We start from the raw sequence: 24,543 nt of genomic DNA, 5'->3' as shown, positions 1-24,543 counted from the left end.
GCGTTTATACGTTATAAAACGTCTCTACGAAACCTCTCCATGCAACCGTTGCAACAACCTATCCATTGCTCGGTAACCCAGAGCTTCCGCTAAATGTACTTGTTTAATCTGCTCTTCGCCAGCTAAATCAGCAATGGTTCGGGAAACTTTTAAAATACGGTGGTAAGCCCGCACCGATAAGCCTAGCTTTGTTAAAGCACTTTCTAAAAACAACGCATCTTGTCGCGATAATGCACAATCTCGTTCGATCTCACGAGTATTGAGCTGAGAATTGATTTTACCTGCACGTTTGAACTGAATTTCCCTTGCCTTTAACACTCGTTCTCGCACTTGTGCCGTTGTTTCTCCTCGATTTTCATTGCCACTCTGCAATGCACCTTGTGGCAAAAGTGGTACTTGAATGGAGAGATCAAAACGATCTAAAAATGGTCCTGATAAACGATTCAAATAACGGACAACCTGCTGTGGTGAAGTACGGTTATGCGTACCTTGATAATGTCCTGTTGGGCTGGGATTCATCGCAGCAATTAGCTGAAAACGAGCGGGAAATTGCACCTTGGCATTGGCACGCGAAATAATAATTTCGCCTGATTCCAACGGCTGGCGTAACGCATCTAACACTTTACGCTCAAACTCTGGAAGCTCATCCAAGAATAAAACGCCATTATGGGCGAGCGATATTTCGCCAGGTTTTGGGATCGTTCCCCCGCCAACTAACGCTACCATTGAAGCACTGTGGTGAGGTGCACGAAATGGGCGATCTTTCCAATTAGTAAAATTCAGTTCATTTTGTACAAGGCTTGTAATGGATGCCGTTTCAATCGCTTCTTCATCCGACATCTCAGGCAAAAGATCTGCCAAACGGCTGGCAAGCATTGTTTTGCCTGTACCTGGAGGGCCTAGAAAAAGCAGATTATGTTGCCCTGCCGCGGCAATTGTTAAGGCTCGCTTAGCGTGTTGTTGCCCAATAATATCCGTCAGATCACGTTTAACAAGCGGTGTATTTTCTTCACTATGTTGCGGAATGTCTTGGGCAACAGGGAGTGTATCTCGTCGGTTAAGAAAATTGACCACTTGCAATAGCGAATGGGCAAAATGCGTTTTAGCATTAGAAACAAGCGAAGCCTCATTCGCATTCTGCTTGGCTAAAATCATCTGGCGTTTTGCTTTCTCTGCAGAAATCACCGCAGGAATTGCTCCTTGTACGCCTCGCAAAGAACCTGTAAGAGCAAGTTCGCCTAAAAACTCAAAACGTTTGAGTAAATCTGAATCAATTTGCCCTGATGCAGCAAGAATACCAATGGCAATTGGTAAATCGAAACGTCCGCCTTCTTTTGGTAAATCAGCAGGTGCAAGATTGATGGTAATGCGTTGCGGGGGATAGAAAAAATTAGCGTTAATTAAAGCACTTCTCACTCGATCCGCTGCTTCTTTCACTGTGGTTTCAGGTAATCCGACAATGGTCATTTTCGGATTGCCGTTACTAATGTGCACTTCAATCGTGACTAAAGGAGCTTCCACACCAATGGAAGCACGGCTATAAACTATTGCTAAAGACATAATCTCTCCATTTTTAATTTCGACAGCATAAAAAGAGAGAGCCAAATCACCAAGCAGAAATGTTGAGATTTTCGAGTGAGATCACAAAAATAGTTTGAATGAGTGCAAACTTTAGATAAAAAATAACCGCTTGCAAGTCGTCCTACAAGCGGTTTATTTTCAGACTATTTTTGCCGAATTAGAGATTAACAACGTATTGACCTACGCCAAGCTCATCTTCTTTACGGGTACGAGCAATTACGCTTGCCGCAGATTCCACTACACGTAAGTCCATTTCATCTTCAGTGCGAACGACTTCACCACGTAGCGAGTTAGTGTAAACATCGGTAATTTTCACATCGACGAATTTGCCGATCATATCAGGCGTACCCACGAAGTTCACCACGCGGTTGGTTTCAGTGCGACCTGTTAATTCCATAATATCTTTTTTCGACGGGCCTTCTACCAAAATGCGTTGTTCTGTGCCAAGCATCGCACGGCTGAACTGCATCGCTTGATGGTTAATGCGTTGTTGTAAACGCGCCAAACGCTCTTTTTTCTCATCTTCGCTTACATCATCTGGAATATCTGCCGCTGGCGTTCCTGGGCGTGCTGAGTAGATAAAGCTAAAGCTCATATCAAAGTTCACTTGTTCGATCACTTTCATCGTTTGCTCGAAATCTTCCGCTGTTTCGCCAGGGAAACCGACGATAAAGTCAGAACTGATTTGAATATTCGGGCGTACTTCACGCAATTTGCGGATAATCGCTTTATATTCCAATGCAGTGTGGTTACGTTTCATCATCGTTAAAATGCGGTCTGCACCACTTTGGATTGGCAAGTGTAAAAAGCTTACCAATTCTGGCGTGTCGCGATAAACTTCAATGATATCGTCAGTAAATTCAATTGGGTGACTGGTGGTGTAACGCACTCGGTCGATGCCGTCAATCGCTGCCACTAAGCGGAGTAATTCTGCAAAGGTGCAAATACCACCGTCAAAGGTTTCACCACGATAAGCGTTTACGTTTTGACCGAGTAAGTTCACTTCACGAACGCCTTGCTCGGCTAATTGTGCGATTTCAAATAATACATCGTCCACAGGGCGAGAAACTTCTTCACCCCGAGTGTAAGGCACCACGCAGAATGAGCAGTATTTGTTACAGCCTTCCATAATCGACACGAATGCCGTTGGACCTTCCGCTTTTGGCTCTGGCAAGCGATCGAATTTTTCGATTTCTGGGAAAGAAATATCCACAATCGCACGGTCACCGCCGCGGATTTTGTTAATCATTTCTGGCAAGCGGTGTAAGGTTTGCGGCCCGAATACGATATCCACGAAAGGTGCACGTTCACGGATGTGTTCACCTTCTTGCGAAGCCACACAACCGCCTACGCCAATAATCAAATTAGGTTTGTCTTTCTTCCAGTTTTTCCAACGACCTAATTGCGAGAATACTTTTTCTTGTGCTTTTTCACGAATTGAGCAGGTGTTGAGCAACAACACGTCCGCTTCTTCAGGTTTATCGGTAAGTTCTAAACCGTGGGTTGAATTTAAGAGATCCGCCATTTTTGATGAGTCATACTCATTCATTTGGCAGCCCCAAGTTGTAATATGTAATTTTGCCATAATCGTCTATATTGCCGTTAATAATAGGTTATCAAGATTAAGAAAAGAAAAGCGTAGAGCTAAGTTTAAACTTGCTCCACGCTAAAAATCTGACTTATTTTACCTGATTGACTATTTTTTGGCTATAACTAATCTGATTAAATCTTTTTATTTACCTTAGCTGGAAACAAAAAACCCAGCCTAGGCTGGGTTTTCTATAATCTTTTAAGATTATTCAGCAACTACGTTTACAGTAACTACTGCGTTCACTTCTGGATGTAAGTGAACTTTAACTTGGTGTTCGCCAGTTGCACGAAGTGGACCTTCTCCTAAACGAACTTCAGATTTAGCTACTTCAACACCTGCTGTAGTTAATGCTTCAGCAATGTCTCTTGCAGAGATTGAACCGAATAAACGACCATCATCACCTGCTGTTGCAGCGATAGCAACTGCCGCGATTTCAGCGATTTGAGCTGCACGAGCTTGTGCTGCTGCTAATGCTTCAGCTGCTTTTGCTTCTAATTCTGCACGACGTGCTTCGAAGTGAGCAATATTTGCTGCTGTAGCCATAACTGCTTTACCTTGTGGGATTAAATAGTTACGAGCGAAGCCTGATTTAACTTCAACTTGTGTACCAACACCGCCAAGGTGAGCCACTTTGTCTAATAAAATAACTTGCATTGTACTCGCTCCTTAATTACTGATGGTTGTCAGTGTATGGAAGTAACGCTAAATAGCGTGCACGTTTAATTGCACGAGCTAATTGACGTTGATACTTCGCACGAGTACCAGTGATACGGCTAGGAACAATCTTGCCATTTTCAGAAATGTAGTTCTTTAATGTAGCGATATCTTTGTAATCGATTTCAACAACATTTTCCGCTGTGAAACGGCAGAACTTACGACGACGGAAATAACGTGCCATTTGGCTTCTCCTGATCTATAAATTCAATATGTTCGGTATGTAAAACTAATTGGCTGTTGCCGTTATAGTCTTTATGTGTATTAAGAAATCCTTGTACACAAATTTTACTACCGAGCTTAATTTGTTGGGTTATTAAACTAAATTGATTACCGTTTAAAACCACTTGGATTTTGCACCAAGCTTGGCGTTCTAAATTGACTTCCGTTTGCTTTGAACGATGTTCTAGCCAAAATCGGTAATTTGGAATACCTAAAGGGCTTTGTTTTTGTTTAACTAAACTAATGACTTCACCCGTTAGAATCAAACGATTTTCAATCGGCAAAATTATTCGCCTGCTTCTACTTCAGCTGCTGCTTCAATAGCTTTGCTTTCTTTTGCTTTAGCCATTGGTGAAGCTTCAGTTACTGCAGCTTTAGTGTGAACGATTAAGTTGCGAAGAACTGCATCGTTGTAACGGAAGTTAGTTTCTAACTCATCGATTACACTTTGTGGTGCTTCTACATTCATTAACACGTAGTGTGCTTTGTGAAGTTTGTTGATTGGGTATGCTAATTGACGACGACCCCAATCTTCTAAGCGATGAATTTGACCGCCAGCTTCTTTGATAGATGCTGTGTAACGCTCAATCATTGCTGGTACTTGTTCGCTTTGGTCCGGGTGAACCATAAAAACGATTTCGTAGTGACGCATTGACTATCCTTACGGGTTAGCAGCCTCCAACTTTAGCCAGTCACCAACTTGTGGAAGCAAGGATTAAAAACAAATGTGACTGAACGGGACAATTATACAGATTTAAATGTTTTGATCAAGCAAAAGTATAAAATTCAAACGGTGAAATTTCAAAAAGATTTGTGAATTTTATTGCTAGGCGTCTATTGAAAAATAGCGTAAACTTACGCAATCGTTTGCTTTGTTTAATTTTAAGGATTTTAAATGAATATTCTCATTATTGGTAACGGTGGTCGTGAACACGCTTTAGCTTGGAAAGTACGTCAATCGCCTTTGGCAGATAAAGTCTTTGTTGCACCAGGTAATGCGGGTACAGCATTAGAAGAAGGCATTGAAAATGTTGCCATCTCTGGCACAGATTTGACCGCTTTGGTGCAATTTGCCCAACAGAACCAAATCGGCTTAACCATAGTCGGCCCTGAAGCCCCACTTGTCGCTGGCGTAGTTGATGCGTTCCGTACAAATGGTTTAAAAATCTTCGGTCCAACTCAAACCGCCGCACAATTAGAAGGCTCAAAATCTTTTGCGAAAGACTTCTTAGCTCGCCACAAGATTCCAACTGCAGAATATCAAAACTTTACGGAAGTAGAACCTGCCCTTGCTTGCTTACATGAAAAAGGCGTGCCGATTGTGATTAAAGCTGATGGCTTGGCAGCAGGCAAAGGTGTAATTGTTGCAATGACGATGCAAGAAGCCGAAGAAGCAATAAAAGATATGCTTTCTGGCAACGCTTTTGGCGATGCAGGGAGTCGTGTGGTTATCGAAGAATTTTTAGATGGCGAAGAAGCAAGCTTTATCGTGATGGTAGATGGTAAAAATGTCGAGCCAATGGCAACTAGTCAAGACCACAAACGTGTGGGCGAAGGCGATAAAGGCTTGAATACAGGCGGGATGGGAGCGTACTCTCCAGCACCAGTAGTAACGCCAGAAATCCACCAATGTGTGATGGAGCAAATTATCTATCCAACCGTTCGTGGAATGGCAGCCGAAAATAATGTTTACACAGGTTTCCTTTATGCGGGCTTGATGATTATGCCAAATGGTCAGCCAAAAGTGATTGAATTTAACTGCCGATTTGGCGATCCTGAAACCCAGCCAATTATGATGCGTTTAAAGTCTGATTTAGTTGAACTTTGCTTAAAAGCGTGCGATGGCGAATTAGATCAAATTCAATCAGAATGGCGTGAACAAGCTGCACTTGGCATTGTACTTGCAGCGGAAGGTTACCCAAATGATTATCGCAAAGGCGATGAAATCTCAGACATTCCATCAGAAACTGCAACGCAAAAAGTTTTTCTTGCAGGCGTAGAAAAACAAGGTAATAAATTACTCACGAATGTCGGACGCGTGCTTTGTGCAACTGCATTAGGCAACTCGGTGTATGAAGCACAACAATCTGCGTTGAAATTGGCAGAACAAATCCAATGGCAAGGGCGTTTCTATCGCCGTGACATTGGCTACCGAGCCGTGGCTCGCGAACAGGCGGTTTAATTTTCTCCATATTTTGCAAAAGCGGAATATAATTTCACCGCTTGCCTAAATTTAGACGGTTCAGTAAAATGAGCCGTCTATTTTTATCTCTATTTATATAAGGAACGACTATGTTTGGAAAAGGCGGTTTAGGCGGCTTAATGAAGCAAGCTCAACAAATGCAAGAAAAAATGCAAAAAATGCAAGAAGAGATTGCTCAACTTGAAGTAACTGGTGAGTCTGGTGCGGGTTTGGTAAAAGTGACAATCAACGGTGCTCATAACTGCCGACGCATCGAAATCGATCCATCATTGATGGAAGATGATAAAGAGATGGTAGAAGACTTAGTAGCAGCCGCATTTAACGATGCTGTTCGCCGTGCGGAAGAGTTACAAAAAGAGAAAATGGCAAGTGTAACCGCAGGGTTAAACTTACCTGCAGGAATGAAGTTACCATTTTAATCGTAGTGTGGGATAAATCCCCCTTCAAATAACATCCGACTCTATGCAAACAAGCCCTTTACTTGAAAATTTAATGGAAGCCCTACGAGCCCTCCCTGGCGTTGGCCCTAAATCGGCACAGCGTATGGCATTTCATCTTCTGCAACGCAACCGTGCGGGCGGATTTCATCTTTCTAAAGCGTTAAACGAAGCAATGACGCATATTGGACATTGCCAATCGTGTCGCACTTTTACCGAAGAAGAAGAATGCACAATTTGTAGCAATCCACGTCGTCAAATGGGTGGACAGCTTTGCATTGTAGAAATGCCTGAGGACATTCAAGCGATTGAGCAAACAGGGCAATTTTCAGGCAGATATTTTGTGCTGATGGGGCATCTTTCCCCTATTGATGGTATTGGTCCACGTGAGATTGGCTTAGATTTATTGCAACAACGTTTGGAAAATGAATCGTTCCACGAAGTGATTTTAGCAACGAACCCAAATGTCGAAAGCGAAGCAACCACACATTATATCGCCGATATGTGCAAAATATACAATGTAAAAGTGACTCGCATCGCCTACGGCGTACCAATGGGTGGATCACTTGAAATGGTCGATGGCAGCACACTTTCGCATTCCATTATTGGGCGTCGGGATATCACCCTTTAGTTATTTTTTATTCACATAAAAGCTGATATAATCAGTCAACTTTTTACCGACAATTCTTTGAGGATACAATGGAAACTATCGACAAAATCAAAAAACAAATCAGCGAAAACCCAATTCTTCTTTATATGAAAGGTTCGCCAAAATTCCCATCATGCGGTTTCTCTGCGCGTGCAGTGGAAGCGGTAATCAACTGCCAAGTACCTTTTGGTTATGTAGATATTTTAACCAACCCAGATATTCGTGCAGAATTACCAAAATTCGCAAACTGGCCAACTTTCCCACAATTATGGGTAGAAGGTGAGTTAATCGGCGGTTGCGACATCGTGTTAGAAATGGCACAAAAAGGTGAATTACAAACGTTATTAAAAGAAGTGGCAGCTCGTCATCCTGCTTAATTAGCTAAGAAATAATTAAAGCCCCAAACTCATGCTTGGGGTTTTACCATAATTTACTTCTCTTCGGGTGCCAATCCCACCCCATCTTTTTTAGTTCTCTGATAATCGCTTGAAACCAATTTATTCGCATCATTCCAATATAAAGTTAAAGTCACTTCGCCCTCAACAAAAGAAGCTAAAGCATAAACAGGATAAACAAAATTAATCCCTTCGTGAGTGAAATAGAAGTTATCAACTAAATCAAAGTCTGCTTTTGGAGTAAATGGCTCAGCTTTTTCATCTTGAGCTTCCATTCTTGTTTTTTCTAAATAACTATTCCATAAAATAGCTTTGGCTTGTTCTTGATGTGCTTTTGACATCAAACTATCCAACGAAATCACGGTTTTTTTGTTTAAATCTACGTTGAAATACTTTGTGCCATAAAGACCGTGTGCACCGCCCGTGTAGTTATCCCAATACTGAATAAAGGTTGCAATATTGCCACGTTGTCCAATATATGTCATTTGTGAACTATCACGAATCGCAATATCGCCATACTCTTGCAATGCAGCTTTTGAATCTTGATAATTTTTTTCGATTAATTTTAGAGCTTCTTCTTTTTCAGTCCCTGTCACTTGATGATTGATTTTTCCATTCTGGTTAAGCAAAGTATGACGAATCAGCAAATTATCCAGCCAATCTAAGCCCGTTTTTGCAATACTTGCAAAATAATAAAGCTCACTTTCTGTTCTTCCAAAATCATTCCCTGCGGGTAATTTTACCTGTTCTAATTTTGAAAATAATGGTTCAATTGTCACATCAAGTGCTGGCAATTGTGCTTGCAACTTGCTTTGTTCTGCTTGTAAAGCGGTTAAATCTTGCTGAGATTTTGCAAGATCTTGATTAAGTTGAGTGATGGTTTGCTCAGCTTGTTGTAATTTTTCATTAAGGGCTTGAGTATCTTTTTCGTTACAAGCTGACAGAAGAAAAGTGGAAGAAATCAGCAATGCGAGGAGAGATTTTTTCATGGGATTATCCTTAAAAGAGAGAATAAAAAATGCTCTAGTATCATAGCACTAGGCTAGGTTATTTTCATTGTTTTTTGTTCAAACTGTCTGAAACTCGCACATATCTAAACGACTTTACTGGGCAGATTTACCTTGCCTTTTTAGCCTTCAAAATGCGATAATATAACCCTCTTTTTGCCTGTAAATTCTGGTAAAAAGAAACCTTTTTGCTCTTGTAAGCAAAATACTCCTTTAGGGTATAACCCTTTGATTTTGCAGCCATTTTAGACAAACGAAATGGGCGTAAGACAAAAATTATCATTTATTCATAGTTAAAGCGAAGACAGTCGCGAGATTGGCGGGAATGACAACAATCTGTTGAGTCATTTGAAAATACGCAATAACTCAAGCAACAACAAAAAAGATAAGAGAAACACAATGAAACGTATGTTAATCAATGCAACTCAAAAAGAAGAGTTGCGAGTTGCCCTTGTTGATGGGCAGCGTTTGTTCGATCTGGATATTGAGTCGCCAGGGCACGAACAAAAAAAATCAAATATTTACAAAGGGAAAATTACCCGCGTTGAACCAAGCCTTGAAGCCGCATTTGTTGATTACGGTGCTGAGCGTCACGGCTTTTTGCCTTTAAAAGAGATCTCACGCGAATATTTTCCTGAAGGTTATGAATTCAGTGGCCGCCCGAATATTAAAGATATTATTCAAGAAGGGCAAGAAGTGATCGTTCAAGTGAACAAAGAAGAACGTGGTAACAAAGGTGCAGCCTTAACCACGTTTATTTCACTTGCAGGTAGTTACTTAGTATTGATGCCAAACAACCCACGTGCAGGCGGAATTTCTCGCCGTATTGAAGGCGATGAACGTTTAGAACTCAAAGAAGCGTTAGATTGCTTAGATGTCCCTGAAGATGTGGGCTTAATTGTGCGTACCGCGGGCGTAGGCAAATCACCAGAAGAGTTGCAATGGGACTTAAAAGTGTTATTGCATCACTGGGAAGCAATTAAAAATGCGGCACAATCTCGCCCTGCACCATTCTTAATTCACCAAGAAAGCGATGTAATCGTGCGCGCTATTCGCGATTACCTCCGCCGCGACATTGGCGAAATCTTAATCGATAACAAAAAAATCTTCGAAAAAGCAAAAAACCATATTCGTTTAGTGCGTCCAGATTTCATCAATCGCGTGCGTTTATACGAAGGCGAAGTGCCACTTTTCAGCCATTATCAAATCGAATCGCAAATTGAGTCCGCATTCCAACGTGAAGTGCGTTTGCCATCTAGCGGTTCCATTGTCATTGATGTGACCGAAGCATTAACGGCAATCGATATCAACTCATCACGCTCAACTCGTGGTGGCGACATTGAAGAAACTGCACTCAACACCAACTTAGAAGCAGCAGATGAGATCGCGCGCCAATTACGTTTACGTGACTTGGGTGGTTTAATTGTGATCGACTTCATCGACATGACCCCTGTTCGCCACCAACGCGAGGTAGAAAACCGCATTCGTGAAGCGACCCGCCAAGACCGTGCACGCATCCAATTCAGCCGTATTTCACGCTTTGGCTTGCTTGAAATGAGCCGCCAGCGCTTAAGCCCATCATTAAGCGAAGCATCAAGCCATATCTGTCCGCGATGTCAAGGTACAGGTAAAGTGCGCGATAACGAATCGATCGCACTCTCTATCTTACGTTTAGTAGAAGAAGAAGCTATCAAAGAGAACTCTTCACAAATTCACGCAATTGTGCCGGTAGAAGTGGCCTCTTACTTATTGAACGAAAAACGTAAAGCGATTTCAGGCATTGAGTCTCGCCAAGATGTTAGCGTGGTAGTTGTGCCAAGTGAAAGTATGGAAACACCACACTTTAGCGTTTACCGCTTGCGCGAAAATGAAATCGAGCCGATGTTAAGCTACGACTTAGCAAAACGCTATTTAGCACGCCAAGATGATGAGCAAAATCCATACCATCACTCACATTCAGACGAGGCTTTAGTGAGCCGTAATGAGCCAGTGATTACCGTGGAATCCGTGCTTAATAGCTCAGAGCTAAATATCCAACCTGCACCAACGCCTGCTGAATCTGTAAAACCGTCTTTATTAAGCCGCATTATTGCGAAAATTAAAGCGATTTTCAGCGAAGAGCCAAAGAAAGAAGAAAAACCGAAAGGGAAATCTCGCAACCCTCGGGAACGACGCAATAATCGTCAACGTAATAACCGTGCAGATCGCCAAGAACAACGTAAAGCACAGCAAGACGAAAAAGCGAAAGCCGAAAAAGCAGAACGCAAAGAACGTCAGCCACGTCGTCAAATTGTAGAAGAAACGGCTGGCGTATCAGAAGCGGTAGAAAAATCGCCTCCAGTTGCAGAGCGTCGCCAACGCCGTGATTTACGCAAAAAAGTTCGCATAGAAAATAACGTTGAAGCCGTTGAAAACGGCGAAAAAGCAAACGCAACTGTTGTGGTAGAGCAAGCTCAGGTTAAAGTAGAAGTGCAAAAAGCACCGAAAATTCAACCGCTTGTAGAAACTGAAACAGCAAACGAAGAACGTGTAGAAGTCGAAAACAACCGTGAAAATGGTCGCCAACGTCGCTTACCTCGCCATTTACGCGTAGGCAACCAACGCCGTCGCGACAATCGTAATGATCGTGTACGTGCAATGCCATTAACCTCTGCAGTCGCTTCACCAGAAGCAGCAAGCGGTAAAATTTTACTGGCAATTAACGTTCGCCCTCAAAAACCAGTGCAAGAAAAACAAAATTTCTTGTCAGTGGATGAGATACTTGAACAGCAAGCAACTTCAGCCGAAGTGAAAGCGGAACAAGTAGCTGAAAAAGTAGAACGCAAAGTGGAAAGCACTGTGCCATTTGGTGGTTTTGTTAGCCAGCCTACTAATCGTGATTTAGTGAAAGAGCATCACAAACGTGAAGTGCATCCAGTAGCTTATAAACAAAAATCCGAAATCACTACCGTAGCAGAACATATTGCACCATTTGGCGGAGTGGTGAGCCAACCCTCTGATCGTGATTTAGTAAAAGAAAACCACGAACGCCGTAGTAATCTCAACACTCAAACTGCGATGGTTCAAGCAACGGTTGCTCCTGCAATTGAAGCGACTGAGCCAAAAGCGATTGTAGTGCCTGTTTCCACTTACCAAAGCAAATATGTGTTTGAAGGGCATTTAGGTACATTCTCTCGTGTGGAACATACCAAAGCAGAGATGACTAAAGCAGAGAACAAAGAGCCATCCGCACCAGCATTCCAAATTCGTGTGTGGAATCATTCAAAATATTACTTCCACGGCAAAGGAGCAGCAGGACACGCAGCGGCAGACAGCCACGTGCATTCAGCCCCTCGCATCGCTAACTAATTGGTAAAACACTAAAGCAAATAACCCGCTTGTAGCAATACAAGCGGGTTATTTTTACCAGAATGACTTATTTTACAAAACTATCAAACTTTAACTCATAATTATCACCATCACGATTGTAAGAAATAAAGCGTGGGAATTTTTCGCCCTCAAATTTTTTTACCGTAATTGCTTTATGGTCAGCGGTGGTGAAACTATAGGTGATTTCTTGATAAGTTTTGCCATCTTCCGTTACCGCTTTTTGCGATTTTTTCAGTTTCACATTCAGTGTTGGATAAAGTTTTTTACCGTTTGTGGTTTGGAAGCTGGTTGGCAATTTATCGTAGTAGCTCAACTGGAATGCCGTGGTAAATAGGTCAAAAGTTGGCATGGTTAAAGGCTCAGTTGTAAGTGGATCTTTCGCTTTACCGTATTGAATGCTTTGGCTATCGATTTCCGCTAAAGCATAGGTTTTTCCATTGCGAGTATCCCGGTAGCTTAACATATTAAAAATGCCATTTTTCTCTGTACCTTTTGCGGTAAATACAATGTTATAAAGTGGCACGTTGATCTTTGATTGAATTTCATATTTTCCACTATCATGTTTGAAGTTCACATAAGCAGGCATTAAGTAGTTTGAGCTATATTTGATATTGAAATTCTCTGCGTAAGCGGTCGAAATCATCGAAAAAATTACAACACCAGTAAAGGCGATTTTATTGAAAAAGGTCATTGGGTTTTCCTTATTTTTCTTCCAATTGTGCGTGGTCAAACATTCGCATAATAGCGTTGTTATCCCGCAGTTGTTCAGCTTGCTCTACCTGCATTCGAGTTAAATGCGGAGAGAAATAGTTAATAAAATCATACATATAATTACGCAAGAAAGTGCCACGTTTAAAAGCAATTTGCGTCATACTTGGCTGGAACAGATGGCTAGCGTTAATCGCAAGCAAATCGTTGTCGTTTTCAGTGTGTGCCATTGATGCCATAATCCCGACACCTAAGCCAATGCGTACATAGGTTTTAATCACATCCGCATCGGTCGCAGTAAAAACGATATTCGGTAAAATACCCTCTTTGTTAAAGGCTTTGTCCAAATCCGATTGCCCTGTAAAGCCGAAAGTATAGGTGATTAAATCATATTTTCCGAGCTCTTCGACAGTTAATTTCTCAGGTTGGTTCACATATTTTGCGAGCGGATGATCGGGTTTTACAATCACCGAACGATTCCACATATAGCAAGGGAGCAAAATCGCATCTTCAAACAGGTATTGTGCTTCGGTCGTAATGGCTAAATCCACTTCTCCCGCCATCAATGCATCATAAATCTGGGTTGGAGAGCCTTGATGTAGATGTAAACTGACGTTCGGATACCTCGCCTTAAAGAGTTCAATCACACTAGGTAGCACGTAACGTGCTTGCGTATTCGGGCTAGCAATACGAAGCACACCGCTATTCGGACGAGTTTGCTCTTCTGCCACCGCTCGAATACTTTGTGCTTTCACTAAAAGCTCACGTGAAATCGCCACAATTTTCTCACCTGCGGGCGTGAGCCCTTTGATATGCTTGCCATTTCGCTCAAAAATGTTGATACCAAGCTCACTTTCTAGCAGTCTCACTTGTTTACTGATGCCTGGCTGAGAAGTATAAAGGGCATCCGCTGCTTCGGTAATGTTGAGGTTTTGATTGACTATTTCGACAATATAACGAAGTTGTTGTAGTTTCATATTCTTCCTTGCTAGCTGATTTTTATGCTTTAATGTTATAAGAAAAGATTGGCGGTTTCAATTGGCTATTTAGGCTAATTTTTAGTATGCTAGCCCCAATTTTATTTTTGATGAGAAATCCTTTTGAGCAAAAGAAGATTAACCCAAAACCAGCAACGCCGTATTCAATCCAACCACCATAAAAAAATCTCGAAAAAAGAAGTAGAATGGCAAGATGATATGTTAGGCGAAGTGCAACAAGGTGTGGTGGTAACTCGCCATGCTAAACATGCTGATGTAGAAACCGAACAAGGTGAGATTTATCGCTGTAACTTGCGTCGTACGCTGAAAAATGTGGTGGTTGGCGATCAGGTTTCTTGGAGACTTGGTAATGAACAACTACAAGGCATTAGCGGGGTGATTGAAGCAATTTACCCGCGCAAAAACGAACTTAGCCGCCCTGATTACTACGATGGCATCAAAGTAATGGCATCGAATATCGACCAGATTATTATTGTCTCCGCTGTCTTGCCAACGCTTTCGCTCAACATTATCGATCGCTATTTGGTCATTTGTGAAGCGGCAAATATTCCTGCGTTAATCGTGCTCAACAAGGTTGATCTGCTCTCTGAAGAAGAGCGACAAGCGGTCAAAAAACAGTTAGCCATTTACGAAAAAATTGGCTATGAAACCTTGATGCTTTCCGCTGACACAGGCGAAAATATGGAAGCTCTGCACGCTTATTTACGCCAAGGCACTTCTATTTTTGTGGGGCAATCAGGCGTAGGGAAATCAAGCCTTATTAACCAGCTTTTGCCAGAGAACAATGCTTTAACAGGTGCTGTCAGTGATGTTTCAGGCTTAGGGCAACACACTACCACCGCTTCACGCTTATATCATCTGCCTCTTGGCGGGAATTTGATTGATTCCCCTGGAATCCGCGAATTTGGACTTTGGCATTTAGAACCGAACCAAATTACCGACGGCTACCGTGAGTTTCAAAGCGTACTCGGCACCTGCAAATTCCGAGACTGCAAACACGGCAGTGATCCAGGTTGTGCCATTCGAGAGGCGGTCGAAAAAGGCGAGATCGATCCTATCCGTTTTGAAAATTATCACCGCTTGATCGAAAGCAGAAACGAAAGCAAAAGCCAACGCCATTTTAGAACAGAAGATTTATAGAAAATGACAGAATTTGTATATCCCGACGCCAAACTCATTGCAGGCGTGGACGAAGTCGGCAGAGGCCCGTTAGTTGGGGCAGTTGTGACCGCTGCGGTAATTTTAGACCCAAATAACCCGATTGAAGGCTTGGCAGACTCGAAAAAATTGAGCGAGAAAAAACGCCTCGCCCTTGCTGAAGAGATTAAAGAGAAAGCACTATGTTGGTCACTCGGACGAGCTGAACCTGAAGAGATTGATGAGCTCAATATTCTTCACGCCACGATGCTTGCAATGCAACGTGCTGTAGATGGCTTAAGCATTCAACCTGATTTTGTGCTTGTCGATGGCAACCGCGTGCCAGCAAGTCTTACTATTCCCGCACAAGCGGTCGTAAAAGGCGATAGTTTGGTAAAAGAGATTAGTGCAGCCTCGATTTTGGCGAAGGTCGCTCGCGATCAAGAGATGGACGAACTAGACCAACAATTCCCCGAATATGGCTTCTCCAAACACAAAGGCTACCCAACCAAACTGCATTTTGAAAAACTTGCCGAACTTGGTGCAACCCAATATCATCGCAAAAGTTTTGCACCAGTGGCAAAAGCATTACATTTAAAATAAGAGGAACAAACTATGACTACAGAAAAAAACTACGAAGAAACTATCTTCAGCAAAATTATTCGCAAAGAAATCCCTGCGAATATCGTTTACCAAGATGAATTAGTGACCGCTTTCCGCGACATCGCACCGCAAGCAGCAACACATATCTTAATCATCCCAAACAAATTCATCCCAACGCTTAACCACGTAACCGCAGAAGATGAGCTTTTACTTGGTCGCTTAATCACCGTTGCCTCAAAGCTTGCTAAAGAAGAAGGCATTGCCGAAAATGGCTACCGCTTAATTATGAACTGCAATGTTCACGGCGGACAAGAAGTCTTCCACATCCATATGCACCTTGTTGGTGGTGAGCCATTAGGCAAAATGTTGAGCAAATAAAATGCGTAAATTTTTATCTTTAGCCCTTTTTTCTCTCTTTTTGACCGCTTGTGGTAGTAATCCACAAAGCTACATCACGCCAAAATCAAGCCCAATTGTGAACATTGATTCAAGCTTAAATGCAACTTTAGACGTGAAGGCACAACCAGACTATTTAACGGTTAAAAATCTAAGTGAGCAAGCAGTGAATTTTGCTTATAAATTGTTTTGGTATGATGAGAAAGGAGTAACCCAAACCTCAGAACTCTCACCACAAACTTGGCAACCCGTTACTTTACGAACGAAAGAAATGATGAAAATTCAGTTGGAAAAGCCAACAGAAGAGAGTGAAAATTATCGGGTTTATTTGAAACCTTAGACATAAAAAATGGTTGCTTACGCAACCATTTTTCTCTCAAAAGCCTATTTTACTTGCATACCAGGACGAATACCTTCATCGCCTGAAAGTAAGAAGAGATCCGAACCACCTGTACCAGCCGATAAAATCATCCCTTCTGATACACCAAATTTCATTTTGCGAGGAGCTAGATTTGCCACCATAATCACAAAACGACCATTTAATTCTTCTGGATGATTATAAGCCGCTTTAATTCCAGAGAATACTTGGCGTTGGTGATCGCCTAAATCTAATTGGAATTTTAACAATTTATTCGACTCTGGCACCGCCTCACAGCTAATCACTTTCGCTACGCGTAAGTCTAATTTTGCAAAATCATCAATGGTGATTTCTGGGGTAATTGGCTCAATTGCAAGATTTTCTTGATTTTCCACCGCTTGTTTTCCTTTTTTCGGTTCGTTTTTGGTTTGTTCGGCAAAAAGCTGTTTCGTTTCTTCAATCACTGCATCAATCTGTTTTTTCTCAAGACGAGAGAACAATGATTTAAATGGTGCAACTGTTTTACCTAATAATGGTTGGGTAATGGTTTCCCAGCGTAATTCTGTTTGTAGGAACGCTTCAGCACGTTCTGCAAGCCGTGGTAAAACGGGTTTTAAATAACTCATTAACACACGGAATAATTCAATACCCATTGAACAAACCGCTTGTAATTCCGCTTCACGCCCTTCTTCTTTAGCAATAACCCAAGGCGCTTTATCGTCCACATATTTATTTGCACGGTCGGCTAAATCCATAATTAAACGAACTGCTTTATTATATTCACGTGCTTCAAAATGTGCTGCAACTTGCTCTGATTGTGCAACAAATTCAGCGAAAAGTGCTTCATCTTCAAGTTTATCCGCTAATTTGCCTTCAAAACGTTTTGCAATAAAACTTGCATTACGAGAAGCTAAGTTCACTAATTTGTTTACGATATCGCTGTTTACACGCTGGACGAAATCATCCAAGCTTAAGTCTAAATCTTCAATACGCTCGTTTAATTTCGCCGCATAATAGTAACGTAAACATTCAGGATCGATATGTTTTAAATAGGTGCTCGCTTGAATAAAGGTTCCGCGAGATTTCGACATTTTCACGCCATCCACCGTCACATAGCCGTGAGCAAACACATTGGTTGGTTTACGTTGTTCGCAGCCATCTAACATCGCTGGCCAAAATAAGCTATGGAAGTAAACAATATCTTTACCGATAAAATGATAAAGCTCTGTTGTCGAATCTTTTTTCCAGAATTCGTTGTAATCAATACCTGTGCGGTCGCAAAGATTTTTGAACGACGCCATATAGCCGATTGGTGCATCTAACCACACATAGAAGAATTTGTTCTCTGCATCTGGAATTGGGAATCCAAAGTAAGGTGCATCGCGTGAGATATCCCATTGTTGCAAGCCACTTTCAAACCACTCTTGCATTTTGTTGGCAATTTCAGGTTGTAGTGATCCAGAACGTGTCCACTCTTTTAACATTCCTTCGAAACTTGGCAAATCGAAGAAGAAATGTTCTGATTCTTTCACGATAGGCGTAGCACCTGAAACGGCTGAACGTGGATTGATAAGATCCATCGGGCTATAAGTAGAGGCACAAACTTCACAGTTATCGCCATATTGATCTTCTGCTTTACATTTTGGGCAAGTTCCTTTTACAAAGCGATCTGGCAAGAACATCTCTTTTTCTGGGTCGAAAAGCTGTGAAATTACACGACTTTTAATAAAACCATTTTCCTTCAGCTTTAAATACATTGCAGTCGTAATTTCACGGTTTTCTTCACTGTGAGTCGAGTGGTAGTTATCAAAACTGATATTGAAGCCTTTAAAATCGGCAACGTGATCGGTTTTCGCTTTTTCGATGAGTTGTTCTGGCGTAATCCCCTGTTTTGCTGCATTAAGCATAATCGGAGTGCCGTGTGCATCATCTGCACAAACAAAATGCACTTCGTTGCCACGCATACGTTGGAAACGCACCCAAATATCCGCTTGAATATGCTCAAGCATATGACCTAAGTGAATCGCCCCATTTGCATAAGGCAGGGCACAAGTGACCAACATTTTTCGTTTTTGGTTTGACATTGTTATTCTCTTTCTTATTTAAGTAAAAATCTGAAGGATTTTAGCTCAAAAGGGCTATTTTTTCTAGGTTAAATCAAAGGAAATAAGGGAAACAAGCGGTCTTTTTTTACATTTTCTTTACTAAAATTTGGTTATGCGAAAACATCAACAAACCGATAAATTAATAAACTATTTTTGATAAAAAGTTAATCATTTGTAAATATTGAGTTACTCAAATTTTACTGTTTGACCTCCTATTGACTTAGATCAAGAATACCTCTTATGAGTAAGTAAATTTTGGTGCAAATCGTTTGCAGTTGAATAATAATTTCAACAGTTAAAGAATTTTAGATTTTTAATTTTTAGAGGAAACCAAACTATGGCTAAAGCAACTCAAACTGCTCAACCTTATGATGCTCAAGCGGAAGTGAATGTACTTGTAGAAAAAGGCTTGAAAGCCCTTGATGAGTTCCGTCATTTAAACCAAGAGCAAGTCGATTACATTGTCGCAAAAGCGTCTGTAGCGGCATTAGATAAACACGGTGTGTTGGCAATGCACGCATATGAAGAGACGGGGCGCGGCGTATTCGAAGATAAAGCCACTAAAAACTTGTTTGCCTGTGAATATGTCGTGAACAATATGCGTCACTTAAAAACAGCGGGCATTATCAGTGAAGACGATGTAACAGGTATCACTGAAATTGCTGACCCAGTCGGCGTTATCTGCGGTATCACACCAACCACTAATCCAACTTCAACCACTATCTTCAAAGCGTTAATCGCCCTTAAAACACGTAACCCAATCGTTTTTGCTTTCCACCCATCTGCTCAACAATCTTCAGCTCATGCGGCACAAGTTGTACGTGATGCGGCTATCGCTGCGGGTGCACCAGAAAACTGCGTGCAATGGATTACCGTTCCATCTATGGAAGGCACTTCTGCGTTAATGAAACACCCTGGCATTGCAACGATTCTTGCAACTGGCGGTAATGCAATGGTAGAAGCGGCTTACTCTTGCGGCAAACCAGCATTAGGCGTAGGGGCAGGTAACGTGCCAGCTTATGTTGAAAAAACCGCAAAACTTAAACAAGCGGTTTACGACATTGTGATGTCAAAATCATTCGACAACGGGATGATTTGTGCTTCTGAACAGGCTGCAATTGTCGATAAAGAAATCTATGCAGATTTCATCAAAGAGATGCAATCTTACGGCGTGTATTTGGTGAATAAAAAAGAGAAAGCCTTGCTTGAAAAATTCATTTTCGGTGTGGATAAAGCCCATGATGAAAACTGTGCAGGTGCGAAATTAAATGCGGCTGTGGTAGGTAAACCTGCAGCGTGGATCGCAGAACAAGCAGGCTTTACCGTTCCACCAAAAACCAACATTCTTTTAGCAGAATGTGCTTTCGTAGGAGAAGGCGAACCGCTTACTCGTGAAAAACTTTCTCCAGTGCTTGCGTTATTAAAATCTAACAGCGTAGAACAAGGCTTGGAATTAGCAGAAGCGATGGTGAACTTCCACGGTTTAGGTCACTCTGCGGCAATTCACACGCAAAATGCGGAATTAGCAAAAATTTTCGGCGAACGCGTTAAAGCAATTCGTGTAATTTGGAACTCACCATCAACATTTGGTGGTATCGGTGATGTGTATAACTCCTTCTTGCCTTCATTAACACTTGGTTGTGGCTCATACGGTAAAAACTCTGTGGGTAACAACGTGAGTGCAGTGAACTTAATTAACATCAAACGTGTAGGCAGACGGAGAAATAATATGCAATGGTTTAAAGTGCCATCAAAAATCTACTTTGAGCGTGACTCAATTCAATACCTCAAATCCATGAACGACGTTCACAAAGTGATGATCGTAACCGACCGTTCAATGGTAGATTTAGGCTTTGTGGATCGTATTACCGAACAATTACGCCTACGCCGTAACAAAGTGATGATCCAACTTTTCACTGATGTAGAACCAAACCCAAGCTTGCAAACTGTACAACGCGGTACTGAATTAATGCGTAGCTTCCAACCTGATACCATCATCGCATTAGGTGGTGGTTCCCCAATGGACGCAGCGAAAATTATGTGGTTATTCTATGAACAACCAGAAGTAGACTTCCGCGATTTAGTGCAAAAATTTATGGATATTCGCAAACGTGCGTTCAAATTCCCACAATTAGGTCGCAAAGCGAAATTCGTGGGCATTCCAACCACATCAGGCACAGGTTCTGAAGTGACTCCATTTGCGGTAATTACTGATGGCGACATTAAATATCCATTAGCGGACTACTCATTAACCCCAACAATCGCGATTGTTGACCCAGCGTTAGTGATGTCTGTGCCTTCACATGTTGCGGCTGATACAGGTTTAGACGTATTAACTCACGCAACAGAGGCTTACACCTCAATCCTTGCGAATGACTATACCGATGGCTTAGCCTTACAAGCGATTAAATTAGTTTTCGAAAACCTAGAAAAATCGGTGAAAGAGTTTGACGAAACCGCACGTGAAAAAATGCACAACGCTTCAACAATGGCAGGTATGGCATTTGCAAATGCATTCTTGGGTATTTGTCACTCAATGGCACACAAAATTGGTGGTAAATTCCACACCATTCACGGTCGTACCAATGCGATTTTACTGCCGCACGTAATCCGCTACAACGGCACACGCCCAACCAAAGTGGCAACTTGGCCGAAATATACCAACTATGTAGCAGATATTCGCTTCCAAGATATTGCACGTATGCTTGGCTTACCCGCTTCAACTCCAGAAGAAGCAGTGGAATCTTATGCAAAAGCGGTGCACGACTTAGCCGTTCGCTGTGGCGTGAAAATGTCTTTACGCGATCAAGGTGTAGATGAAAAAGAATTCATTGGCTCACTTCGTGAATTGGCGTTAAATGCATTTGAAGACCAATGTACCCCAGCAAATCCACGCTTAGCAATGATTGAAGATATGGAAGAGTTAATGCGTAAAGCGTATTATGGTGAATAATTAAAAGCTCATCACCTGTAATGAATGAATCCTAGCGGTTAAATTTCTGGTATTATGTAGCAGTTGCACAAAGATTTAATCTCTTGTTTCTGCTACATTTTTCTTATCTTTTATCAATTATAAGGTAAGAATAACTCATGGCAAAGTCGATCTTAGAAGAAGAGCTTAAAAAGGCGATTACTTCGATTGAAGCAGAAGCTAGCGATATTATTAAACAGCTTAAAAATGCACTAAATGAAAGGAATAAGATTATCTCTGAATATCAAGTGGTATTAGAGCATGTACAAAGAGGTTTCTAAATGGATAATTAACATTTAATTCGCCAAGATAATAAGCAAGGCGTTGCGTTATTTCTTCTTGATTTAATCCTTGTAAGTAACTTTCTGATTTTAATTGGCTAAATAATTTATTAAGTTCAGGTGCAATTCGTTCTGGATAAGTAAAAACTGTGCCACCTTTAGCCAGTGAACCATCACGAATTTCACCAGCCCAATCATAAACAGGTGAAAAAATAAAGTGATGAATATCTTGTAAATGTTTTAGGTCAAAATTACCGTTAATTGGCGAATCTTTTAATTGAGCAATACGGAAAGTAGTAATATCTCTTTCCCGATTTTCCAATTCTTCATTGGTTTTTGCAGCTAATTTGTTTTTCAGAATACCATTTTCGTTAATATGAAAATCATTACTGCCATAACGCATACATTTTATTCTCCGCTTCTTCTAGCGTAATTTCACCGTTTACCCAGCGATTTAATAAGTCTTTTGCTTCATCACTCACAAAAAGCCCTTCTATAGCATTATTGTTGATCGCAAAATTAGCTGCTTCTTGTCGTTTTTGTTTTTCTAAAAGTGCTGCAAGCATAATATTTTCCTCTAAGAATGAATAAAATTAGTTAATTATCTTTAAATTTCCATTTCACGTCCACCACATTGATCTCCAAACGCTCAACAACACCCTTATCAAACCAATATTTGAGTGCTGCACGCATTGAAACAGTATGTTGCTGATGAATAATCGGCTCTTGCCCACATTTGACTAGCATGCGTTTAATCCGTTCATTCACTGTAAAATAGCGGTGCAATTCCATCAACAATAATTGGCGAAGCTTGCCGTTAAAACGTCGTTTATAAGTGCGGTAAGTATAGAGTTCCGTATTGTACTCATTGGCATTACTCAAGGCTTCTTCTGCGGTGTGATGTAGCAGTTGCACAATTGATTTGAGCTTCTTGTAGAGGCTGGGTTTAGGCAAAAATCATCTTGTGCAACTACATAATACTGGTCTCTTTACCTTTCTTATTAGGCTTTCGCCATTTAAAAAAAGATTAATATGCTCTAGCATCTTTTTACGTAAATTGTGATCTAGATCACAATTTCATGGTTGAATTCTATCATCTCGAGGTTCATAATCTAGATAATCAAATTACCAAGATTTTTTATCACACTAACATACATGGGACTATATTATGAAATGTGAACTTTTAAAACGTACTGCGATTGCCTTATTTGTGGGAAGCGTTATTTCTACTTATGCTATGGCAGAAGATGATACTCTTGTTGATGCAACAAATAACCTTAAGAACGCAATTAAACAAGAAGTTAAAATACAAACAGAGGCTTCAAAAGCTGAGCAAGATAAGAATATTCAGGGAGTTAAAACTGCTGTTTCTAAGCTAGCTAAAGGTATTGATGATGCTCTATTACCAGCAATTGCGACAAACCGTACAGACATCGACAAAAATACCTCAAATATTAAAAATTTAGCTACAGGTATTAGAGATGGTCTAGTACCAGCAATTGAAGCAAACCGTACAGACATCGATAAAAATACCTCAAATATTAAGAATTTAGCTACAGGTATTAGAGATGGTCTAGTACCAGCAATTGAAGCAAACCGTACAGACATTGATGCCAATAAAGCTGAAATTGAAAAAATTAAAAATCTTCAAGGTTACGACTCTTTAACTAAAGTCGAAAACATTGTTAGCAATAAAGCAGATCAGGATTACGTAGAAGGTTTAGAGCAAGACGTAAAAGCTTTACAATCAGATATGGGAAAAGCCGCTACAGCGGTAAATACGTTAAGTGACAATGTACAAGAGTTATAAATAATGCTCAAAATACTATTAATGAAAATTTTAACGATCAATTATTAGCCGTTAATGAGACTCTAGATGAGCATAAAGCTGGCATTGATGCAAATAAAGCAGATGTTGATACATTGAAGAATAGAGCTGATGGGGCAGCTACTGCTGTTAACTTGCTTGCTCAAAATATTGCGTTAAACAAAACTAATATAGAGTCTAAAGCAGATCAAGATTACGTGGAAGGTTTAGAGCAAGACGTTAAAATTAATACCTCTGATATTAAAAATCTAGCTAAAGGTATTGATGAGGCTCTATTACCAGCAATTGCAGCAAACCGCACAGACATTGACAAAAATGCATCACGTATTACAGATACTCGTAATAAACAAGTACTTCAAAATGCTCGTTTAGATAATCATGGTGAGAGAATTGATGCAAATAAAGCAGCGATTGGTGAATTAGCGAAAGCAACTGATGAAGCTGTAACAAATCTAGGTAATGCAGTAAGTGGCTTAGATGAAGATTTAGCGGGAACCCAAGATGCTGTAGCAGAAAATCGTAAAGACATTGACAAAAATGCATCACGTATTGCAGATACTCGCAATAAACAAGTACTTCAAAATGCTCGTTTAGATAATCACAATAGTAGAATTGATGCAAATAAAGCAGATGTTGATACATTGAAAAATAGAGCAGATGGGGCAGCAGCAGCTGTTAACTTACTTGCTCAAAATATTGCGTTAAACAAAACTAATATAGAGTCTAAAGCAGATCAAGATTACGTGGAAGGTTTAGAGCAAGACGTTAAAATTAATACCTCTGATATTAAAGAGTTATCAAAAGGTATTAGAGATAATATCTTACCAGCACTTGAAGCAAACCGCACAGACATCGACAAAAATGCATCACGTATTACAGATACTCGTAATAAACAAGTACTTCAAAATGCTCGTTTAGATAATCATGGTGAGAGAATTGAAGCAAATAAAGCAGCATTAGAATCTAAAGCAGATAAAACCGCATTGGAAG

25 protein-coding genes are annotated in these 24,543 nt (G+C 40.9%); 12 read left to right on the top strand and 13 right to left on the bottom strand.

Annotation, left to right across the window (positions count from 1 at the left end; translation table 11 throughout):
• Positions 1–24 precede the first annotated feature (24 nt).
• The 6 genes from B0185_RS07640 to rpsF all read right to left on the bottom strand — a co-directional run bounded on the left by B0185_RS07640 (position 25) and on the right by rpsF (position 4,760).
• Positions 25–1,560: a YifB family Mg chelatase-like AAA ATPase gene (locus tag B0185_RS07640; RefSeq protein ID WP_005705439.1), complete on the bottom strand. Its 1,536-nt coding sequence runs from the start codon at positions 1,558–1,560 to the stop codon at positions 25–27.
• Between the two features lie 178 nt (positions 1,561–1,738).
• A complete protein-coding gene (gene miaB, locus B0185_RS07635; RefSeq protein WP_005705391.1) occupies positions 1,739–3,166 on the bottom strand; it encodes a tRNA (N6-isopentenyl adenosine(37)-C2)-methylthiotransferase MiaB in 1,428 nt (475 codons plus the stop codon).
• 210 nt (positions 3,167–3,376) lie between these two features.
• Entirely contained in the window at positions 3,377–3,826 is a 450-nt protein-coding gene (gene rplI, locus B0185_RS07630; RefSeq protein WP_005705416.1) for a 50S ribosomal protein L9, read from the bottom strand.
• A 16-nt stretch (positions 3,827–3,842) separates the two neighbouring features.
• Positions 3,843–4,070 carry a 30S ribosomal protein S18 gene (rpsR, locus tag B0185_RS07625; protein ID WP_005705387.1) on the bottom strand — a complete coding sequence of 76 codons (228 nt, stop codon included), beginning with the start codon at positions 4,068–4,070 and terminating at the stop codon, positions 3,843–3,845.
• Positions 4,045–4,392, bottom strand: coding sequence for a primosomal replication protein N (gene priB, locus B0185_RS07620; protein WP_005705408.1), 348 nt, complete (start codon positions 4,390–4,392; stop codon positions 4,045–4,047). Before priB ends, rpsR begins: the two co-directional genes overlap by 26 nt.
• 2 nt (positions 4,393–4,394) lie before the next feature.
• Positions 4,395–4,760 (bottom strand): 30S ribosomal protein S6, encoded by a 366-nt coding sequence (gene rpsF, locus B0185_RS07615; RefSeq protein WP_005705428.1) that lies wholly within the window; start codon positions 4,758–4,760, stop codon positions 4,395–4,397.
• 243 nt (positions 4,761–5,003) lie between these two features.
• Between rpsF and purD the strand changes: the two genes are divergently transcribed.
• The 4 genes from purD (at position 5,004) to grxD (ending at position 7,774) form a co-directional block, all read left to right on the top strand.
• Positions 5,004–6,290 (top strand): phosphoribosylamine--glycine ligase, encoded by a 1,287-nt coding sequence (purD, locus tag B0185_RS07610; RefSeq protein ID WP_005705394.1) that lies wholly within the window; start codon positions 5,004–5,006, stop codon positions 6,288–6,290.
• Between the two features lie 110 nt (positions 6,291–6,400).
• Entirely contained in the window at positions 6,401–6,730 is a 330-nt protein-coding gene (locus tag B0185_RS07605; protein WP_005705407.1) for a YbaB/EbfC family nucleoid-associated protein, read from the top strand.
• Positions 6,731–6,773: 43 nt separating this feature from the next.
• Entirely contained in the window at positions 6,774–7,379 is a 606-nt protein-coding gene (gene recR / locus B0185_RS07600) for a recombination mediator RecR (RefSeq protein WP_005705433.1), read from the top strand.
• Between the two features lie 68 nt (positions 7,380–7,447).
• Positions 7,448–7,774, top strand: coding sequence for a Grx4 family monothiol glutaredoxin (grxD, locus tag B0185_RS07595; RefSeq protein ID WP_005705415.1), 327 nt, complete (start codon positions 7,448–7,450; stop codon positions 7,772–7,774).
• A gap of 53 nt (positions 7,775–7,827) precedes the next feature.
• Here the strand turns inward: grxD and B0185_RS07590 are convergent, their stop codons facing one another.
• Complete coding sequence (locus B0185_RS07590) at positions 7,828–8,781, bottom strand: RsiV family protein (RefSeq protein ID WP_005705430.1); 954 nt, start codon at positions 8,779–8,781, stop codon at positions 7,828–7,830.
• Between the two features lie 417 nt (positions 8,782–9,198).
• Between B0185_RS07590 and rne the strand changes: the two genes are divergently transcribed.
• On the top strand, positions 9,199–12,147 hold the full coding sequence (rne, locus tag B0185_RS07585) for a ribonuclease E (RefSeq protein ID WP_005705422.1): 2,949 nt from the start codon (positions 9,199–9,201) through the stop codon (positions 12,145–12,147).
• Between the two features lie 67 nt (positions 12,148–12,214).
• On the opposite strand, the gene B0185_RS07580 is transcribed toward rne, so the two are convergent.
• Positions 12,215–12,859 (bottom strand): hypothetical protein, encoded by a 645-nt coding sequence (locus tag B0185_RS07580; RefSeq protein WP_005705405.1) that lies wholly within the window; start codon positions 12,857–12,859, stop codon positions 12,215–12,217.
• A 10-nt stretch (positions 12,860–12,869) separates the two neighbouring features.
• Positions 12,870–13,853 (bottom strand): HTH-type transcriptional regulator CysB, encoded by a 984-nt coding sequence (cysB, locus tag B0185_RS07575; protein WP_005705400.1) that lies wholly within the window; start codon positions 13,851–13,853, stop codon positions 12,870–12,872.
• 123 nt (positions 13,854–13,976) lie between these two features.
• On the opposite strand from cysB, the gene rsgA reads away from it, so the two are divergent.
• The 4 genes from rsgA to B0185_RS07555 are packed head-to-tail and all read left to right on the top strand — an operon-like array spanning position 13,977 to position 16,350.
• On the top strand, positions 13,977–15,014 hold the full coding sequence (gene rsgA, locus B0185_RS07570) for a small ribosomal subunit biogenesis GTPase RsgA (protein ID WP_005705388.1): 1,038 nt from the start codon (positions 13,977–13,979) through the stop codon (positions 15,012–15,014).
• Between the two features lie 3 nt (positions 15,015–15,017).
• Complete coding sequence (gene rnhB / locus B0185_RS07565) at positions 15,018–15,614, top strand: ribonuclease HII (protein WP_005705431.1); 597 nt, start codon at positions 15,018–15,020, stop codon at positions 15,612–15,614.
• Between the two features lie 12 nt (positions 15,615–15,626).
• Positions 15,627–15,992 (top strand): purine nucleoside phosphoramidase, encoded by a 366-nt coding sequence (gene hinT, locus B0185_RS07560; RefSeq protein ID WP_005705421.1) that lies wholly within the window; start codon positions 15,627–15,629, stop codon positions 15,990–15,992.
• Between the two features lies 1 nt (position 15,993).
• Positions 15,994–16,350: a YcfL family putative periplasmic lipoprotein gene (locus B0185_RS07555; protein ID WP_005705381.1), complete on the top strand. Its 357-nt coding sequence runs from the start codon at positions 15,994–15,996 to the stop codon at positions 16,348–16,350.
• 44 nt (positions 16,351–16,394) lie between these two features.
• Here the strand turns inward: B0185_RS07555 and metG are convergent, their stop codons facing one another.
• Positions 16,395–18,452, bottom strand: coding sequence for a methionine--tRNA ligase (gene metG / locus B0185_RS07550; protein WP_005705436.1), 2,058 nt, complete (start codon positions 18,450–18,452; stop codon positions 16,395–16,397).
• Between the two features lie 358 nt (positions 18,453–18,810).
• Here metG and adhE point away from each other — a divergent pair, with 358 nt between their 5' ends.
• Positions 18,811–21,426, top strand: coding sequence for a bifunctional acetaldehyde-CoA/alcohol dehydrogenase (gene adhE, locus B0185_RS07545; RefSeq protein WP_005705409.1), 2,616 nt, complete (start codon positions 18,811–18,813; stop codon positions 21,424–21,426).
• 249 nt (positions 21,427–21,675) lie between these two features.
• Here the strand turns inward: adhE and B0185_RS07540 are convergent, their stop codons facing one another.
• From B0185_RS07540 to B0185_RS07530, 3 genes are read right to left on the bottom strand one after another with little or no spacing between them, the layout of a single operon-like run.
• On the bottom strand, positions 21,676–22,128 hold the full coding sequence (locus B0185_RS07540) for a Fic/DOC family protein (protein WP_005705440.1): 453 nt from the start codon (positions 22,126–22,128) through the stop codon (positions 21,676–21,678).
• Complete coding sequence (locus B0185_RS07535) at positions 22,112–22,291, bottom strand: antitoxin VbhA family protein (RefSeq protein WP_005705413.1); 180 nt, start codon at positions 22,289–22,291, stop codon at positions 22,112–22,114. Before B0185_RS07535 ends, B0185_RS07540 begins: the two co-directional genes overlap by 17 nt.
• 31 nt (positions 22,292–22,322) lie before the next feature.
• The gene (locus B0185_RS07530) at positions 22,323–22,640 is read right to left on the bottom strand and encodes a hypothetical protein (RefSeq protein ID WP_005705424.1); all 318 of its coding nucleotides are present in this window, start codon (positions 22,638–22,640) and stop codon (positions 22,323–22,325) included.
• Between the two features lie 253 nt (positions 22,641–22,893).
• Between B0185_RS07530 and B0185_RS07525 the strand changes: the two genes are divergently transcribed.
• On the top strand, positions 22,894–23,535 hold the full coding sequence (locus B0185_RS07525; RefSeq protein ID WP_005705378.1) for a hypothetical protein: 642 nt from the start codon (positions 22,894–22,896) through the stop codon (positions 23,533–23,535).
• Between the two features lie 113 nt (positions 23,536–23,648).
• On the top strand, positions 23,649–24,543 hold an 895-nt coding region (locus B0185_RS10225; RefSeq protein ID WP_211272264.1), incomplete at its 3' end, for a hypothetical protein.

Origin of the sequence: Haemophilus parahaemolyticus (assembly GCF_002015035.1) — a bacterium.
Classification (GTDB): domain Bacteria; phylum Pseudomonadota; class Gammaproteobacteria; order Enterobacterales; family Pasteurellaceae; genus Haemophilus_A; species Haemophilus_A parahaemolyticus.
This window is presented reverse-complemented; position numbering and strand designations above follow the sequence as displayed.